Here is a 15,539-nt window from a genome sequence, read left to right as displayed (position 1 = left end):
GGAGCGGGCTTGCCCGCGATGAGGCCATCCCAAACACTGAAAACCCTCAGGCCTTGATACTGACCAGACTCAACAACTGCCCATCCATCACTGCAAACTGCGCATCCAGCTCAATGCCGCTATGCCATTCACTGGACAGATCAGTCAGCAACCGCAACCGCACTTCACCACCCGCGCTCCACTCCAGCACTTCGGCGTGTTCGAAATAGAAGCGCTTCTGCACGATAGGGTAGAGCGCCTTGAACAGGCTTTCTTTCACCGAAAACGTCAGCGTCACCCACAATGCCAATTGATCACGAGCGCCGCCAGCCATGCGCTGCAACTCAGGCCCAGTGAGAATTTCCCCGGCCAGGCGTTCGGCGCGCTCCGCGTCGAGCAGGTTTTCCAGGTCCATCCCCAAACCGCGCCAGTGCACCTTGTTCGCGACAATCGCCGCGGCCCGGCCGGTGCTGTGGGTGATCGAACCGGTGATATGCGCCGGCCACACCGGTGCACGGTCTTCGCCGATGGCTGGAATGAAACTCAGCCCTTCCAGTTGTTGCAACGCCGCCCGAGCGCAGACCCGCCCGGCGAGAAACTCGGCTTGGCGCTTGGCCACCGAACGCTGAATGCTCGCGGGCGGCTCGATGGCGCTGCGCTGGAAGTCATCGCTGGTCAGTTGTTTGGTATCGAAGTGGGTACCCAACAAGACCGTATCGGGCAGCACAAACGGCAGCGGCCAATGGGCGTCGAGTGGGGTGCAGCAGACGGGTAGGGCGGGGACGGGATTCATGACCGGCATTTTGCCGGGTTGCCTTGAGGCTGGGTAGTAGCTGAGGGCTTTTGTGGCGAGGGAGCTTGCTCCCGTTCGGCTGCGAAGCAGTCGTAAAGTAAGGCAACCGCATTGAACCTGACGAAATGCGGTTGCAGGTTTTGGGGCCGCTTCGCAGCCCAGCGGGAGCAAGCTCCCTCGCCACAGGGAGCAATGCCCGGCTCAATGCTGTTGGTGTGTCAGCCAAAAATCTTCTTGAAAAACGCCTGCATGTCCGCCCAAGACTTCTCATCCGCGGTCTTGCTGTAACCAATGTCTGGCCCGCCGTGGTCGCCATGGCTCAGACGATCCGCCTCGGGATTGCTGAACCCATGCTTGGCGCCTTCGAGGGTGACAAACTTGTAGTCGGCCTTGGCCTTGTCCATTTCCGCTTTGAATGCCATCACGTTTTCTGCCGTGACCATGCTGTCCAGGGCGCCATGCTCCACCAGGATTTTCGCTTTCACGCTGCCCGGTGTCGCCGGGGTATTGGTCGCCAGCGCGCCGTGGAAACTCACCACGCCCGCCAGCGGCAAGCCCTGACGTGCTGCATTCAGTACCACCGCGCCGCCGAAGCAATAACCGATGGCTGCCAGTTTGTCCGGATCGGTTTGCGGCTGTTTCTTCAGCAAATCGAGCCCGGCCTGAAACCGCGCGCTGGACGCCGCACTGTCTTTCGAGGCGGCTTGCATGAACGCCATGGCGTCCTTGGGGTGTTCGGTGTTCTTGCCGTCGCCATACATGTCGATGGCCAATGCGCTGTAACCCAGACCGGCCAGATCACGGGCGCGGCGCTTGGCGTAATCGTTGAGGCCCCACCACTCATGCACCACCACTACGCCCGGGCGCGGGCCTTTGATGGCGTCGTCGTAGGCGTAATAGCCGATCAGCTTGGTGCCGTCGGCACTCTGGTAGGGAATTTCCTGGGTCTGGATGGCGGCCTGGCTGGCCCCGCTCAGAGCCAGCAGCACGAGGGCGAGGAACACACGCATGATCAAATCTCCTTAAGAATCCGTCAGAACAGCGTAGTCGATGTGATTCAGCTCAGGTTCAGAGTGCGTTCAGGGGCAGTACAGGGAGGGGGCGGTAACCTTGCCCCGTACCCAAAAAGCACATAGCGCATGAGGAAACTCCCGAATGACTACTTTTAAAAAACTGTTTCTGGCTTTCACCATGATGGGAGCCAGTATTGCGGCCCACGCCGATACCACCAATTTCGCCGGCCTGACCTTTGGCCAGACCAGCGACAAGGTTAAAAAATCCAGCGCCCTGAACGACAACCTCAACCATCCGAACGCCGACGGCGTGATCGGCAAGGACAACACCTGGGGCGTGCGTCTGGGCCAGCAAGACAGCAAGGGCCGCTACTACGCCACTTACGACAACGTGTCGGGCTCGCACAATGGCATTAAACTGCGTCAGGAAAACCTGCTGGGCAGCTACGATCTGTTTTACCCGGTGGGTGGCAGCACCAAACTGTTCGGCGGTGCCACGGCTGGTTTGACCAAACTGACCCAGGAATCGCCAGGCTTCAGCCGCGACAGCGACATCGGTTACGCCATTGGCGGCCAGGTCGGTGTATTGCAGCAAGTTTCGCAAAACACCTCGGTCGAGCTGGGTTACCGTTACCTGCGCAGCAATGCCAGCACCGAGATGAGCGAGCGCGGCGGCAGCAAACAGGGTTCGCTGGATTTGACCAGCAGCGCCCAGACCTACTTGTCCGCCAACTACGCTTTCTAAAAAGCGTTTCGCGAGGGTATGCCCCAAGGCCAGTCTGTTAAACGCAATCCCTGTGGGAGCGGGCTTGCCCGCGATGACGGCAGCACATTCACCATTGATGTGTCAGACCGATCGCTATCGCGGGCAAGCCCGCTCCCACAGGTTCCGCGGCTGAACTGACTGGCATTAGTGCACACGCCGGATCACCCCAAGCGGTTGATCCGGCGTCGCCATGTTAGCCATCGAGGTACACATGCCTTTGTATGTGTTGCGCCTTTGGAGATGTTGATTTGCCCAGGAGAGCGTTATGAAATTGCTGGTCGTCGAAGATGAAGCGCTGTTGCGCCATCACCTGCAAACCCGCCTGACGGATAGCGGCCACGTGGTCGAGTCCGTGGCCAACGCGGAAGAGGCGCTGTATCAGGCCGAGCAGTTCAACCATGACCTGGCAGTGATCGATCTCGGTCTGCCGGGCATGGGCGGGCTGGACCTGATTCGTCAATTGCGCTCCCGGGGCAAGACCTTCCCGATCCTGATCCTCACCGCACGCGGCAACTGGCAGGACAAGGTCGAAGGCCTCGCCGCCGGTGCCGACGACTACGTGGTCAAACCGTTCCAGTTCGAAGAGCTGGACGCTCGCCTGAATGCCTTGCTGCGCCGCTCCAGCGGTTTCACCCAGTCGACCATCGTCGCCGGTCCCTTGTTGCTGGACCTCAATCGCAAGCAGGCGTCCCTCGATGAACAACCGCTGGCGTTGACCGCCTACGAATACCGGATCCTCGAGTACCTGATGCGCCATCACCAGCAAGTGGTGGCCAAGGACCGCTTGATGGAGCAGCTCTACCCGGATGACGGCGAGCGCGATCCGAATGTGATCGAAGTGCTGGTCGGCCGCTTGCGCCGCAAACTCGAAGGCCCGGCCGGCTTCAAGCCGATCGATACCGTGCGTGGCCTCGGCTACCTGTTCAACGAGCGCTGCACTTGATCCGTTCCCTTCGTGTCCGCTTGATGCTCGCCGCCACGATCCTGGCGGTGTTGTTCATGCTGGCGTTGCTGCCAGCGATGCAGGGCGCGTTCAGCCTGGCGTTGCAGGATTCCATCGAACAACGCCTGGCGTCGGACGTCACCACGCTGATCTCCGCCGCGCGGGTGGATAACAACCGCCTGCAGATGCCGGCGCAATTGCCCGATGAGCGCTTCAACCTCACCGACAGCCGATTGCTCGGCTATATCTACGACCGCGAAGGTCATCTGGTCTGGCGTTCGAAGGCCACGCAGGAAGAGCACATCAATTACAAACCGCGTTACGACGGACGCGGTAACGAGTTCGCGCGGATCAGCGAAGCCAATGGCCAGGAGTTCTTCGTCTATGACGTCGAGGTCAAATTGCTGGGCGGCAAAAGTGCGGCGTTCAGCATCGTCGCTTTGCAACCGGTGCGTGAATATGAAGTCACCCTCGAAGGCCTGCGGGAAAATCTTTACCTGGGTTTTGGCGCAGCCTTGCTGGTGTTGCTCGCCTTGCTGTGGATCGGCCTGACTTGGGGCTTGCAGGCGTTACGCCGACTGAGTCAGGAACTGGACCAGATCGAAAGCGGCACCCGGGAAAGTCTCAGCGAACAACACCCGCGTGAATTACTGCGCCTGACCGGCTCGCTCAACCGCTTGTTGCACAGCGAACGCGAGCAGCGCAGCCGTTATCGCGATTCCCTCGACGACCTGGCCCACAGCCTGAAAACTCCGCTGACAGTGTTGCAAGGGGTCAGTGAAGACATGGCGCAAAAACCGCAAGACCGCGATCAGGCCCGAGTGCTGCAAACCCAGATCGAACGCATGAGCCAGCAAATAGGCTATCAGTTGCAACGCGCCAGCCTGCGCAAAAGCGGTCTGGTGCGCCATCAGGTGCGCCTGCGACCGGTGCTGCAAAGCCTCTGCGACACGCTGGGCAAGGTCTATCGCGACAAGCCCGTGCGCGTCACTTTTGATCTGCCGCAGCAGTGTTACGTGCCGATCGAGCAGGGTGCCCTGCTGGAAATGATGGGCAACCTGCTGGAAAACGCCTATCGCCTGTGCCTCGGCGAAGTGCGCATCAGCGTTCGCGAAACCCTCAGTGGGATTGAGTTGAGCGTTGAAGATGATGGGCCGGGCGTACCACCGGATCAGCGTGCGCGGATTCTGCAGCGTGGCGAGCGGCTGGATCGCCAGCACCCGGGCCAGGGGATTGGGTTGGCGGTGGTCAAGGACATCATCGAAAGCTACAGCGCCAAGCTGACGCTGGGGGATTCGCCGATGGGCGGGGCGGCGTTCCGGATTCATTTTCCGGTGGTTTGACCCCTGTCACCGATCGTTCCCACGCTCCGCGTGGGAATGCCTCCCCGGACGCTCCGCGTCCACTTCGGCAGGGACGCGGAGCGTCCCGGGCTGCATTCCCACGCAGAGCGTGGGAACGATCAACATACTGTGGGAGCGGGCTTACCCGCGATGAGGCCGGCACAACCACCACAAGTCTCGGTGTCAGACCGCTAAACAAGCACTGTTTAAACGACACTTCCAGATACTCTCCCAGGCTACACATCCTTGCGTCGCTGCCTACGACTACGCCAGAATCCGCCGGCTTGTGCGCTTTGGCCCTGATCTTTATCGTTTCCGCATCGCTGCCAATCAGCGATCGGGTTTAGCGACCCGACCAGGTATAAGCGCAACACTTCAGTCTTGCTGCAGGCGAACGTCTGCTGTTTCGATATGGCGGCTGTGCGCGGGAGACCCTCGGGTCTGCCGGGTCTTATACCTCTCGGTTCGCTAACCTGCGTACAGCCGCCACCCCTACTTGTTTAGCGACAGGTTCTGGTGGCTCCATCAGGTATAAGGAGCTTCACCATGTTCAAGATCACACCCAACCCGCCAGAAACCGACGACGTTTCCCCCTACGAATCCCTCGACTCCAAAAAACTCAACGAAGCCGCCGACCGCGCCCTCGACCATTACCTCAAACCGCCCATCCCCAAAGACACCAAGCGCAAACCCAGCACCATTTACCATGTCGGCGCCGAGGTCGATAACGAAACCCTGCTGGTCAACGCCTGCGAATCCCTGGCGTCAGCGAGCATGATGCTCAGCGAGTTCGCCGGATTGATGGACATGCCACATCGCAACATGATGTTGGGGATTCAATCGGTGGTCATGCTCGGCGAACTGGCGGTGAACCGGGTGCTGGATAACCTCGATCCGCAAGGCTAGCGAGGATGATCGTTCCCACGCTCTGCGTGGGAATGCCTCAACGGACGCTCCGCGTTCGGCTCTAGATGGGACGCGGAGCGTCCCGGGCTGCATTCCCACGCGGAGCGTGGGAACGATCAATTCTCCTGAGCCCGATAGGCCCCCGGCGTCAACCCCGTCCACTTCTTGAACGCCCGGTGAAACGCCGAAGGTTCGGAAAACCCCAGCTGTTCGGCAATCTGTTGCAACGACAGATCCGCACGCCCCAGGTGATAAATCGCAATGTCCCGGCGCAACTGATCCTTCAATTCCTGAAAACTCGTGCCTTCTTCGCGCAAATGCCGACGCAAGGTTTGCGGGCTGATGTGCAGGTGCGCGGCCACCGCTTCCAGATCTGGCCAGTGTGCACTGTCGCGGCTGAGCAAGCGGCGCAATTGGCTGCTCAGGCTGTCGCCTTCGTCGGGGCGTGATAGCAGGTCGGCGGGGGAGCGCTCGAGAAAGTGCTTGAGGGTTCGTTCGTCCTGCAACAGCGGCATGTTCAGGTAGCGACTGTGAAACAGCAGGCTACTCTGAATAGTAGTGTTCTTTGCTGTGGAAAAGCCCAAAGGGCAGGAAAACAGCAAATCGTATTCGGCACCGTGCTCGGGCTTCGGATAGCTGAACGTGGCCTGCTCCAGACGAATGCGCTGGCCGATCAGCCAGCTGCCGAACCGATGCCAGATCACCAACAGGCTTTCACTGAGGAAATGGTCCGGGTCCCACAGCAGCGAATCGTCGAGACTCAGGCGAATTATGTCGCCTTCGCGACTCAGCGTCAGACGCGGCGCGCCGGGGAACAGGCTGTAGAACAACAAGCCGCGGTTGAGCGCTTTCTCCAGCGTGCGGCAGTGAATCACGGCGTGGCACATCATGGCGAAGCTGCCGGGTTTGCTCGGGGCCTGCCCGAAGCCCAGGTATTCGTCATCCAGGGCCAGCCACAGCCCCTGGATCAATCGGGCGAACTGCTCGGGCGCGATTCGCGCACGCGGCTCCTCGAGCAACTCGGGGCTGATCCCCAGTTGCTGCAGCAGGCTCGAATAGTCATACCCGCGCCGACGCGCGCCACCGAGGGCGGCACGGGCGAAATGGCTGGCGATGGTGCGTTCACGCATAGAGGGCAGGTCCGTCCACTGAGTAATGGAGAGTAGCGGTGCCGGTCTATGATGAACAAGGCGGATATCCGCCAAATAGCAGGACGCAGTTTGGTTGATGGGCGGAAATCCGCCACTTTGACGTAACCGCTAAGTGACAAAGAAGAACTCGCAACCCTTGATGCCTGAAGCGTGTAGGAATTTTTACCGAAGGTGGCACGGAGCTTGCGATACAAGCCGCAGAGGTCTGCCAGCGCGCAGCTCGACAAAACAAATCCCTCCGGTGCAGGAGGGTTCGCAATTGAGGTGTCAGGTACAACAGATGGATGTTGTTACTGAGGGCACTCTTGAGGAACTTTGCAATGACGACTCGTCAGCCACTGTATAAATCCCTGTACTTCCAGGTGATCGTTGCCATCGCTATCGGCATCCTGCTCGGTCACTTCTACCCGCAGACCGGTGTAGCCCTCAAGCCGCTGGGTGACGGGTTCATCAAACTGATCAAAATGATCATCGCTCCGATCATCTTCTGCACCGTCGTCAGCGGTATCGCGGGCATGCAGGACATGAAATCGGTCGGCAAGACCGGCGGTTACGCGCTGCTGTACTTCGAAATCGTTTCGACCATTGCCTTGCTGGTCGGTCTGGTTGTGGTCAACATCGTGCAGCCCGGTAGCGGCATGCACATCGATGTCACCACGCTGGATGCCTCCAAAATCGCTACCTACGTTGCTGCCGGTGCGGATCAAAGCGTCGTTGGCTTCCTGCTGAATGTCATCCCGACCACCATCATTGGCGCGTTCGCCACGGGCGACATCCTGCAAGTGCTGATGTTCTCGGTGATCTTCGGTTTCGCCCTGCATCGCCTGGGTGCCTACGGCAAGCCGATCCTGGACTTCATCGATCGCTTCGCCCACGTGATGTTCAACATCATCAACATGATCATGAAGCTCGCGCCACTCGGTGCCTTCGGTGCCATGGCGTTCACCATCGGTGCCTACGGTGTGGGTTCGCTGGTGCAACTGGGTCAGCTGATGGCCTGCTTCTACATCACGTGCCTGCTGTTCATTCTGGTGGTGCTGGGCGGTATCGCTCGCGCTCACGGCTTCAGCGTGCTGAAAGTGATCCGCTACATCCGTGAAGAACTGCTGATCGTGTTGGGTACTTCCTCTTCGGAATCGGTACTGCCACGCATGCTGATCAAGATGGAACGCCTGGGCGCGCAGAAATCCGTTGTGGGTCTGGTGATCCCGACCGGTTACTCGTTCAACCTCGACGGTACGGCGATCTACCTGACCATGGCGGCGGTGTTCATTGCTCAGGCAACCGACACCCACATGGACATTACTCACCAGATCACTCTGTTGGTGGTGTTGCTGCTGTCCTCCAAAGGCGCTGCCGGCGTGACCGGTTCGGGCTTCATCGTTCTGGCTGCCACCTTGTCCGCTGTCGGCCACCTGCCGGTCGCTGGTCTGGCGCTGATCCTCGGTATCGACCGCTTCATGTCCGAAGCCCGCGCGCTGACCAACCTGATCGGTAACGCGGTTGCCACCCTTGTTGTGGCCAAGTGGGTCAAGGAACTGGATACCGACGTGCTGCAAGCCGAGCTGGCCTCGGGCGGTCGCGGTATTGCCGACGAACCTAAAGACGATGTTCTGGGCCACGTCGAAGGAGCAACCCCGACGAGCGCCAAGTAAGCCTTGTTGTAATGAAAAACCCGCTTCGGCGGGTTTTTTCATGCCTGCGATTTGAGCGCAACGGTCACCACCGCTGACACATAAGGTGATTGCTGCAATGTCCTCGGCTGCCTAGGCTTGGGGGATTGCACTGGAGAACGCTCATGCTCGGTCCACTGGCATCACTCAAGGTTCTGGATTTCTCGACACTGCTGCCGGGGCCGTTCGCCTCGTTGCTGCTGGCAGACATGGGCGCCGAGGTGCTGCGCATCGAATCGCCGACCCGCATGGACCTGCTGCGAGTATTGCCGCCGCATGATCAAGGCGTGTCGGCCAGCCACGCGTACCTCAACCGCAACAAACGCAGCCTGGCCCTGGACCTCAAGCAGCCCGAGGCGCTGGAGGTGATCAAGCAGTTGCTGCGGGACCACGACATCGTGCTGGAGCAGTTTCGTCCCGGCGTGATGGACCGGCTCGGTTTGGGGTATGAAGCCTTGAAGGCGATCAATCCGAAGCTGATTTATGTGTCGATCACCGGTTATGGCCAGACCGGCCCCTACAAGGATCGCGCCGGTCACGACATCAACTACCTGGCGTTGGCGGGGCTTTCGAGCTACACCGGTCGCGCCGACAGCGGCCCGGTGCCGTTGGGCATGCAGGTGGCGGATATCGCCGGTGGCTCGCTCCACGGGGTGATCGGCCTGCTGGCAGCGGTGATCGCGCGGCAACAGACAGGGCAGGGGCAGCATCTGGATGTGAGCATGACCGACTGCGCCTTCAGCCTGAACGCCATGGCCGGTGCCGGGTACCTGGCCTGTGGCGTGGAGCCGGGCAGGGAAGAGCAGATGCTTAACGGCGGTAGCTTCTATGACTACTACCGTTCGCGCGATGGACGCTGGTTGTCGGTGGGCAGTCTGGAGCCGGCGTTCATGAAGCAGCTGTGTACGGCGCTGGGGGTGGAGGAACTGGCGGCCCAAGGCTTGTCACCCATACCCGCCCGGCAACAGGCACTCAAGGAGGCGTTGAAAGTTGAATTCGAAAAATATGACTTTGGCGAGTTGTGCGCGTTGTTTGCCGAACTCGATGCGTGTGTCGAGCCGGTGTTGAGCCTGGGAGAAGCGCTCCGGCACCCGCAGTTACAGGCCCGGGAACTGGTCACCGAAGTGCCGCGAGGCGATGGTTCGACTCAGGCGCAGATGGCTTGCCCGTTGAAGTTTTCGGATGGGTTGCCTGAGCCACGGCATATCGGTGCGGGGCTGGGTGAGCATACGGATCAGGTGTTGGGGGAGTTGGGGTTTAGTGTTGAGCGGATTGAAGAATTGCGGCTTGCCAAGGTGATTATCTAGCGTCTGTCCCGGCCCCATCGCGGGCAAGCCCGCTCCCACAGGGATCAGTTTTGATTACAAAATTTGTGAACGAATCCGACCACTGTGGGAGCGGGCTTGCCCGCGATGAGGCCGGCCGAAACACCACATATCTAACTTACTCGACCCGCATTTCCCCACTGAACACCAACGTACTTCTGCACCGCCGGCACAAATACCGCCGCCCCTGCCTCACCAAACCATGACGTTGCGCCGAAAACGGGAAATCGCTGTTGGCGCACGGGCATTTGTAGATGTAGCGGGTCACGCTGCGACGTTTGACGTCGTAGGTGTGGCAGCGGTTGGGCGGCAATTCGTAAACACCGCGCATGATCAGTTGCCACTCTTCGCCATGAGGCTGGATGCGGTCGCCGAACAGTTGATGGGCGATCAGATGCGCGACTTCATGCGCCACGGTCTGCTTGAGGAAGTCTTCGGTGTTTTCCCGGTACAGCTGCGGATTGAAGCGCAGCAGGTTCTCGTGCAAATGCGCGACACCGGCTTTTTGTCCGCGCAGTTTGAGGCTCACCACGGGGCGTTTGAAAGGTCGTTTGAAAAAGGATTCGGCTTGTTGGAAACAGTCTTCGACGCGGGTATTGAGTTGCTCGGGCATGCTTGATGGATCTCCAGAGACGTCGAGTATGCCGCAACCCTCGGGACTTGCGAATCGCTCAGGCGCCGAATGGTCGTTGCTCCTGCTCATTCTTAGAGAGTAGAAGGCCGCCTTGCGGCGGCCTGTGTTGGCAGATCGTGTTTTTGGTTGTTATGTGGCTAATTCGTATAGACCGGCCCTACGCCGAGCCCCCAGACAATTACGGTGAACGCCATGATCGCCACCAGCACCACCAATCCAACGGCGAGCACCGAGCTTGAAAACAGGAATCCCTCGTCCGATGGAATATTCATGAACGTTGGCAGGCCCACATACAGCAGGTACACCGTGTAGCAAATGGCTGCGGTGCCGACGATCATTCCCAGCCACATATGCGGGTACAACGCCGCCAGGCCGCCGATGAACAACGGAGTCGCGGTGTACGTGGCGAATGCGACACAGCGTGCCAGGCTCGGGTTGGCGTCATAGGTGCGTGCCATCCAGTGGATGAAGGCGCCCATCACCGCAACACCCCCCAGCATCGCCAGGTACGACATGACGGTCATCCAAAGTGCGCTTTCCGTGGTTAGCATCACCGGCGCCCGGCTACCGATGACCCAACCGACCTGCGTGGTGCCGATGAACGCTGATATAGCGGGGATCGCCGCCAGAATCAGGGTGTGCGTGAGGTACATGTGGCTGATGCTTTCCTCCTGGTCGCCACGGATTTCTTTCCATTCCTGGTCAGGGTGGGTGAAGAGCCCCACTACGTGATGGATCATGCCAGTCACTCCTCTTGTTGTTGCCATCGCCCCCCAGCGGAGCGCTTACGGGCCAAAGTGGCCAGGTAAGTACAGGTCTGAATACGTGTGCGACCTTATGCCGCAGTATAGAAAGGAGTTACCGCCAATAGTGCGAGGGCCTTAGAGCAAATCGCGCTGTAAACAGTCTTGTTAATCGCCGCCGGGTCTGTGCCGAACCCTGTGGCGAGGGAGCTTGCTCCCGCTGGGGCGCGAAGCGGCCCCAAGACATCCACCCCAGTCATATCAGGCAAACCGGCGGCGGCAGGTTTTGCGACTGCTGCACAGCCGAGCGGGAGCAAGCTCCCTCGCCACAGGGGTATGCTCAAGTCATATAAGTGCAGGCTTCGCCCCGAAAGGGTTTTTGCGTAAAATGCCGGCCTTTCGTCACACCTCACGGATTTCGCGTCATGGGCACTCTTACGGTCAACCAGAACAAACTGCAAAAGCGCCTTCGCCGCCAGGCCGGTGAGGCTGTCGCCGATTTCAATATGATTGAAGATGGCGACAAGGTCATGGTCTGCCTGTCCGGTGGCAAGGACAGTTACACCATGCTCGACGTGCTGATGCATTTGCAGAAGGTCGCCCCGATCAAGTTCGAGATCGTGGCCGTGAACATGGACCAGAAGCAGCCAGGCTTTCCCGAGCACGTGCTGCCGGCTTACCTCAAAGAACTGGGCATCGAGTACCACATCGTCGAGAAAGACACCTATTCGGTGGTCAAGGAGCTTATTCCTGAGGGAAAAACCACCTGCTCGCTGTGCTCGCGCCTGCGTCGCGGTACGCTCTACACCTTTGCCGATGAAATCGGCGCGACCAAAATGGCCCTCGGTCACCACCGCGACGACATCGTCGAGACGTTCTTCCTGAACATGTTCTTCAACGGTTCGCTCAAGGCCATGCCGCCGAAGCTGCGCGCCGACGACGGTCGCAACGTGGTGATCCGCCCGCTGGCCTACTGCAACGAAAAAGACATTCAGGCCTACTCGGATTTCAAACAATTCCCGATCATCCCGTGCAACCTCTGCGGCTCCCAGGAAAACCTGCAACGCCAAGTGGTTAAAGAGATGCTGCAGGACTGGGAACGCAAGGCCCCGGGCCGTACCGAAAGCATTTTCCGCAGTTTGCAGAACGTGATCCCGTCGCAACTGGCGGACCGTAACCTGTTTGACTTCACCAACCTCAAGATCGATGAAACGGCGGCTTCGCGGTTCGTCAACGTGGTCAACCTCTGAGCAATATGTGGGAGCGGGCTTGCTCGCGAATGCGTAGTGTCAGCCGACATTCATGTTGAATGGCACACCGCTTTCGCGAGCAAGCCCGCTCCCACACTTTATCGCTCGCAGGCGCCGTTTTCATTTCAATCCTCAGGAGAGGGCATGCGCGACTACAAGTGGCTGAACGAGTACTGCTTGAACCGCTTCGGTTCGGCGGCTGAACTGGAAGCCCATCTGCCCGTTCCCAAGACCCCGGCGCAATTGCGCAAGATCAGCGACGACCGCTACCTCTCGACCATGGCGTTGCGGGTGTTCCGCGCCGGGCTCAAGCACAGCCTGGTGGACGCCAAGTGGCCGGCGTTCGAAGAGGTGTTCTTCAAGTTCGACCCGGAAAAAGTCGTGCTGATGAGCGCTGAGCATCTGGAGCGCTTGATGCAGGATGCGCGGATCATCCGCCATCTGGGCAAGCTCAAGAGCGTGCCACGCAATGCGCAGTTCATTCTGGACGTAGCCCATGAGAAGGGCAGTTTTGGCGCGTTGATCGCCGAATGGCCGGTGACCGATATCGTCGGCTTGTGGACTTACCTGAAAAAACACGGGCATCAGTTGGGCGGGTTATCGGCCCCGCGATTCTTGCGGATGGTCGGCAAGGACACCTTCGTGCCGAGCTACGACGTGGTGGCAGCGCTGAGTGCGCAGAAGATCGTCGACAAGGTGCCGACCAGTCTGCGGGACATGGCCACGGTGCAGGCTGCGTTCAACCAGTGGCATGAAGAGAGCGGTGGGCGGCCGATGAGCCAGATTTCGATGATGCTGGCTTACACCGTGAATCATTGAGACCGGGTTGCCCCAATCGCAGGCAAGCCAGCTCCCACACGTTTTTGCGTCGATCACACATTTGTGTTTCAACAGAGATCCTGTGGGAGCGGGCTTGCCCGCGATGGCGGTATGTCAGGCGACGGAGGTTTCGTCTTCTCCCGCCAACTTGCGATTGAGCTGAAACCGCCAGCGCACATACAACATGGCCGAGCAAAACACCGCCAGGCTCGCGCCCATTTCCAGTAAACCGAACAACTGCCGGTTCGGGTCATACGCGGCCAATGCGCCCTTCATGAAATACAGGTTCACCACAAAGCACATCCACGAATGCCCACGGGCGCTGCCGACGATCATCCCCGGCGCCAGCAATAGCAGCGGCACCAGTTCGATCAGCAGAATCACCCAAGGCCGCGCGCCGTGCAGGTCGGCGAATATCAGGTAGTAGGCGCAGAGCAGTCCCACCAGGCCGAAAAAGCACAGCAGGCTGATGACGCGCATTGCCCGTACTCGCGGTTCGAGCCATTCGATGGAAGGCAGAATCTTCGGCTTTTTGGCCATATCAGCTCACCAACTTTTGCGCAGTCTTCGCCAACCGCAGGCCTAATGCCCGACACAGCGCAACTTCGTGTTCATTCAAACCGCTTTTGCCATCGGCCCCGGCGTGATGGCTGGCGCCGTAAGGCGTGCCGCCACCGCGGGTTTCCAGCAGCGCCGACTCGCTGTAAGGCAGGCCAGTGATCAGCATGCCGTGGTGCAGCAACGGCAACATCATCGACAGCAGCGTGGTTTCCTGGCCGCCATGCAGGCTCGCGGTGGAGGTGAAGACCCCGGCCGGTTTGCCCACCAGGGCGCCGGTCAGCCACAGATTGCTGGTGCCATCGAGAAAGTACTTCAACGGTGCAGCCATGTTGCCGAACCGGGTCGGGCTGCCGAGGGCCAGGCCGGCACAGTTCTTCAAGTCGTCGAGGCTGGCGTACAGCGCGCCTTCATCGGGAATGTCCGGCGACACGGCTTCGCATTCAGTGGAGATCGCCGGCACGGTGCGCAGGCGCGCCTCCATACCGGACTGCTCGACACCACGGGCGATCTGCCGGGCCATTTCATTGGTCGAGCCGCTGCGGCTGTAATACAGCACCAGAATGTACGGCGCACTCACGGCAGCAACTCCAGCACATTCTCCGGCGGACGGCCGATGATCGCTTTGTCGCCGACTTCGAGAATCGGACGCTCCATGAGTTTCGGGTGCGCGGCGATGGCGGCGATCAATTGCGCTTCGCTCAAGCTGCTGTCGGCCAGGTTGAGGGTTTTGTACTCGTCCTCGCCGGTGCGCAGCAGTTGCCGGGCGCTGATGCCGAGCTTGCTCAGCAGGCTCTGGATTTGCGCGGCGTCCAGCGGGGTTTCCAGGTAGCGGACCACAGTTGGGGCCACGCCACGGGCTTCGAGCAGTTCGAGCGCACCGCGGGATTTCGAGCAGCGCGGGTTGTGATAAAGCGTCAGATCGGTCATGTGCGGGTCGCATCTTGCGTAAGGTGGCGGCTATTCTAACTGTGCGGCGCGTAATCCAGAACCTTGGGAGGTGATGGGTCGCAGGTGCATTCTATTTTTGACAAGGATCGAGACATGACAAGGCGACTGGCAGCGGCATTGGCGATCATGGGGGCGTTATTGCTGGGGGGCTGCGGCAACGACTATGGCACCGACCAAAATGGTCGCAAAGTCGCCGCCGAGCGTCTGGACAAACAATGGCTGGTGCTCAATTACTGGGCCGAATGGTGCGGCCCGTGCCGTACCGAGATTCCCGAGTTGAACGTGCTGGCCGAGCAGCTCAAGGGCAAGAAGATCGGGGTGTTCGGGGTCAATTTCGACAATGTGCAGGGCGAAGAGCTGAAAAGTGCCAGCGAGAAACTGGGGATCGCTTTCACCGTGCTGGCGCAGGATCCGGCCGACCTTTTCGAATTGCCGCGCAGTGAAGCGCTGCCAGTGACTTACATCATCGATAACAAGGGCAAGGTGCGGGAACAGTTGATGGGGGAGCAGACGGCGGCGGGGGTGATGGCGAAGCTTGAGGCGTTGCAGGCGATTAACTGAACGGGGGGCGCTGAATGATGAATGATCGTTCCCACGCTCTGCGTGGGAATGCCGCCCGGGACGCTCCGCGTCCCTGTGACGCAGAGCGTCACTTGATGCATTCCCACGCGGGAGCGTGGGAACGATCTGTT

General features: G+C 59.8%; 17 protein-coding genes. 9 read left to right on the top strand and 8 right to left on the bottom strand.

The features are described from left to right. Positions 1-46: 46 nt before the first annotated feature. Together AB4O41_RS09470 and AB4O41_RS09465 are read right to left on the bottom strand one after the other, a co-directional pair. A complete protein-coding gene (locus tag AB4O41_RS09470) occupies positions 47-772 on the bottom strand; it encodes a 4'-phosphopantetheinyl transferase family protein (protein WP_460147454.1) in 726 nt (241 codons plus the stop codon). A gap of 218 nt (positions 773-990) precedes the next feature. Beyond that, positions 991-1,782, bottom strand: coding sequence for a dienelactone hydrolase family protein (locus AB4O41_RS09465; protein WP_460147452.1), 792 nt, complete (start codon positions 1,780-1,782; stop codon positions 991-993). A 145-nt stretch (positions 1,783-1,927) separates the two neighbouring features. Between AB4O41_RS09465 and AB4O41_RS09460 the strand changes: the two genes are divergently transcribed. From AB4O41_RS09460 to AB4O41_RS09445, 4 genes are all read left to right on the top strand, one after another. Next, a complete protein-coding gene (locus tag AB4O41_RS09460; protein WP_460147450.1) occupies positions 1,928-2,530 on the top strand; it encodes a hypothetical protein in 603 nt (200 codons plus the stop codon). A 286-nt stretch (positions 2,531-2,816) separates the two neighbouring features. Beyond that, on the top strand, positions 2,817-3,494 hold the full coding sequence (locus AB4O41_RS09455) for a response regulator (protein ID WP_007899104.1): 678 nt from the start codon (positions 2,817-2,819) through the stop codon (positions 3,492-3,494). Beyond that, positions 3,491-4,837 carry an ATP-binding protein gene (locus AB4O41_RS09450; RefSeq protein WP_460147448.1) on the top strand — a complete coding sequence of 449 codons (1,347 nt, stop codon included), beginning with the start codon at positions 3,491-3,493 and terminating at the stop codon, positions 4,835-4,837. The genes AB4O41_RS09455 and AB4O41_RS09450 overlap by 4 nt, the downstream gene beginning before the upstream one ends. A gap of 546 nt (positions 4,838-5,383) precedes the next feature. Continuing rightward, positions 5,384-5,743, top strand: a complete 360-nt coding sequence (locus AB4O41_RS09445; RefSeq protein WP_460147446.1) for a DUF6124 family protein — start codon at positions 5,384-5,386, stop codon at positions 5,741-5,743. A 116-nt stretch (positions 5,744-5,859) separates the two neighbouring features. On the opposite strand, the gene AB4O41_RS09440 is transcribed toward AB4O41_RS09445, so the two are convergent. Further along, positions 5,860-6,873 (bottom strand): AraC family transcriptional regulator, encoded by a 1,014-nt coding sequence (locus AB4O41_RS09440; RefSeq protein WP_460147445.1) that lies wholly within the window; start codon positions 6,871-6,873, stop codon positions 5,860-5,862. Positions 6,874-7,214: 341 nt separating this feature from the next. Between AB4O41_RS09440 and AB4O41_RS09435 the strand changes: the two genes are divergently transcribed. Together AB4O41_RS09435 and AB4O41_RS09430 are read left to right on the top strand one after the other, a co-directional pair. Beyond that, a complete protein-coding gene (locus AB4O41_RS09435; RefSeq protein WP_460147443.1) occupies positions 7,215-8,549 on the top strand; it encodes a dicarboxylate/amino acid:cation symporter in 1,335 nt (444 codons plus the stop codon). Positions 8,550-8,692: 143 nt separating this feature from the next. Next, positions 8,693-9,874, top strand: coding sequence for a CaiB/BaiF CoA transferase family protein (locus AB4O41_RS09430; RefSeq protein ID WP_460147441.1), 1,182 nt, complete (start codon positions 8,693-8,695; stop codon positions 9,872-9,874). Positions 9,875-10,010: 136 nt separating this feature from the next. Here AB4O41_RS09430 and AB4O41_RS09425 read toward each other — a convergent pair whose 3' ends face one another. Further along, positions 10,011-10,505: a SprT family zinc-dependent metalloprotease gene (locus AB4O41_RS09425; RefSeq protein WP_460147440.1), complete on the bottom strand. Its 495-nt coding sequence runs from the start codon at positions 10,503-10,505 to the stop codon at positions 10,011-10,013. A 158-nt stretch (positions 10,506-10,663) separates the two neighbouring features. Then, entirely contained in the window at positions 10,664-11,266 is a 603-nt protein-coding gene (locus AB4O41_RS09420; RefSeq protein ID WP_460147438.1) for a Yip1 family protein, read from the bottom strand. Positions 11,267-11,694: 428 nt separating this feature from the next. Between AB4O41_RS09420 and ttcA the strand changes: the two genes are divergently transcribed. Both ttcA and AB4O41_RS09410 read left to right on the top strand, forming a co-directional pair. Continuing rightward, positions 11,695-12,519: a tRNA 2-thiocytidine(32) synthetase TtcA gene (gene ttcA, locus AB4O41_RS09415; protein ID WP_460147436.1), complete on the top strand. Its 825-nt coding sequence runs from the start codon at positions 11,695-11,697 to the stop codon at positions 12,517-12,519. Between the two features lie 144 nt (positions 12,520-12,663). Beyond that, on the top strand, positions 12,664-13,338 hold the full coding sequence (locus AB4O41_RS09410; protein ID WP_038979464.1) for a DNA-3-methyladenine glycosylase I: 675 nt from the start codon (positions 12,664-12,666) through the stop codon (positions 13,336-13,338). 114 nt (positions 13,339-13,452) lie between these two features. Here the strand turns inward: AB4O41_RS09410 and AB4O41_RS09405 are convergent, their stop codons facing one another. The 3 genes from AB4O41_RS09405 to arsC are packed head-to-tail and all read right to left on the bottom strand — an operon-like array spanning position 13,453 to position 14,826. Continuing rightward, positions 13,453-13,878: a DUF2069 domain-containing protein gene (locus tag AB4O41_RS09405; protein ID WP_460147434.1), complete on the bottom strand. Its 426-nt coding sequence runs from the start codon at positions 13,876-13,878 to the stop codon at positions 13,453-13,455. A 1-nt stretch (position 13,879) separates the two neighbouring features. After that, the gene (gene wrbA / locus AB4O41_RS09400; protein ID WP_008011647.1) at positions 13,880-14,476 is read right to left on the bottom strand and encodes an NAD(P)H:quinone oxidoreductase; all 597 of its coding nucleotides are present in this window, start codon (positions 14,474-14,476) and stop codon (positions 13,880-13,882) included. Then, positions 14,473-14,826, bottom strand: coding sequence for an arsenate reductase (glutaredoxin) (gene arsC / locus AB4O41_RS09395; RefSeq protein WP_030131096.1), 354 nt, complete (start codon positions 14,824-14,826; stop codon positions 14,473-14,475). Before arsC ends, wrbA begins: the two co-directional genes overlap by 4 nt. Before the next feature lie 114 nt (positions 14,827-14,940). Here arsC and AB4O41_RS09390 point away from each other — a divergent pair, with 114 nt between their 5' ends. Continuing rightward, entirely contained in the window at positions 14,941-15,408 is a 468-nt protein-coding gene (locus AB4O41_RS09390; RefSeq protein WP_460147432.1) for a TlpA disulfide reductase family protein, read from the top strand. Positions 15,409-15,539 lie beyond the last annotated feature (131 nt).

The sequence above is a fragment of the Pseudomonas sp. S2_A02 genome (assembly GCF_054668495.1).
Note: the sequence above shows the minus strand (reverse complement) of the source record. Positions and strands in the feature narration are given on the sequence as shown.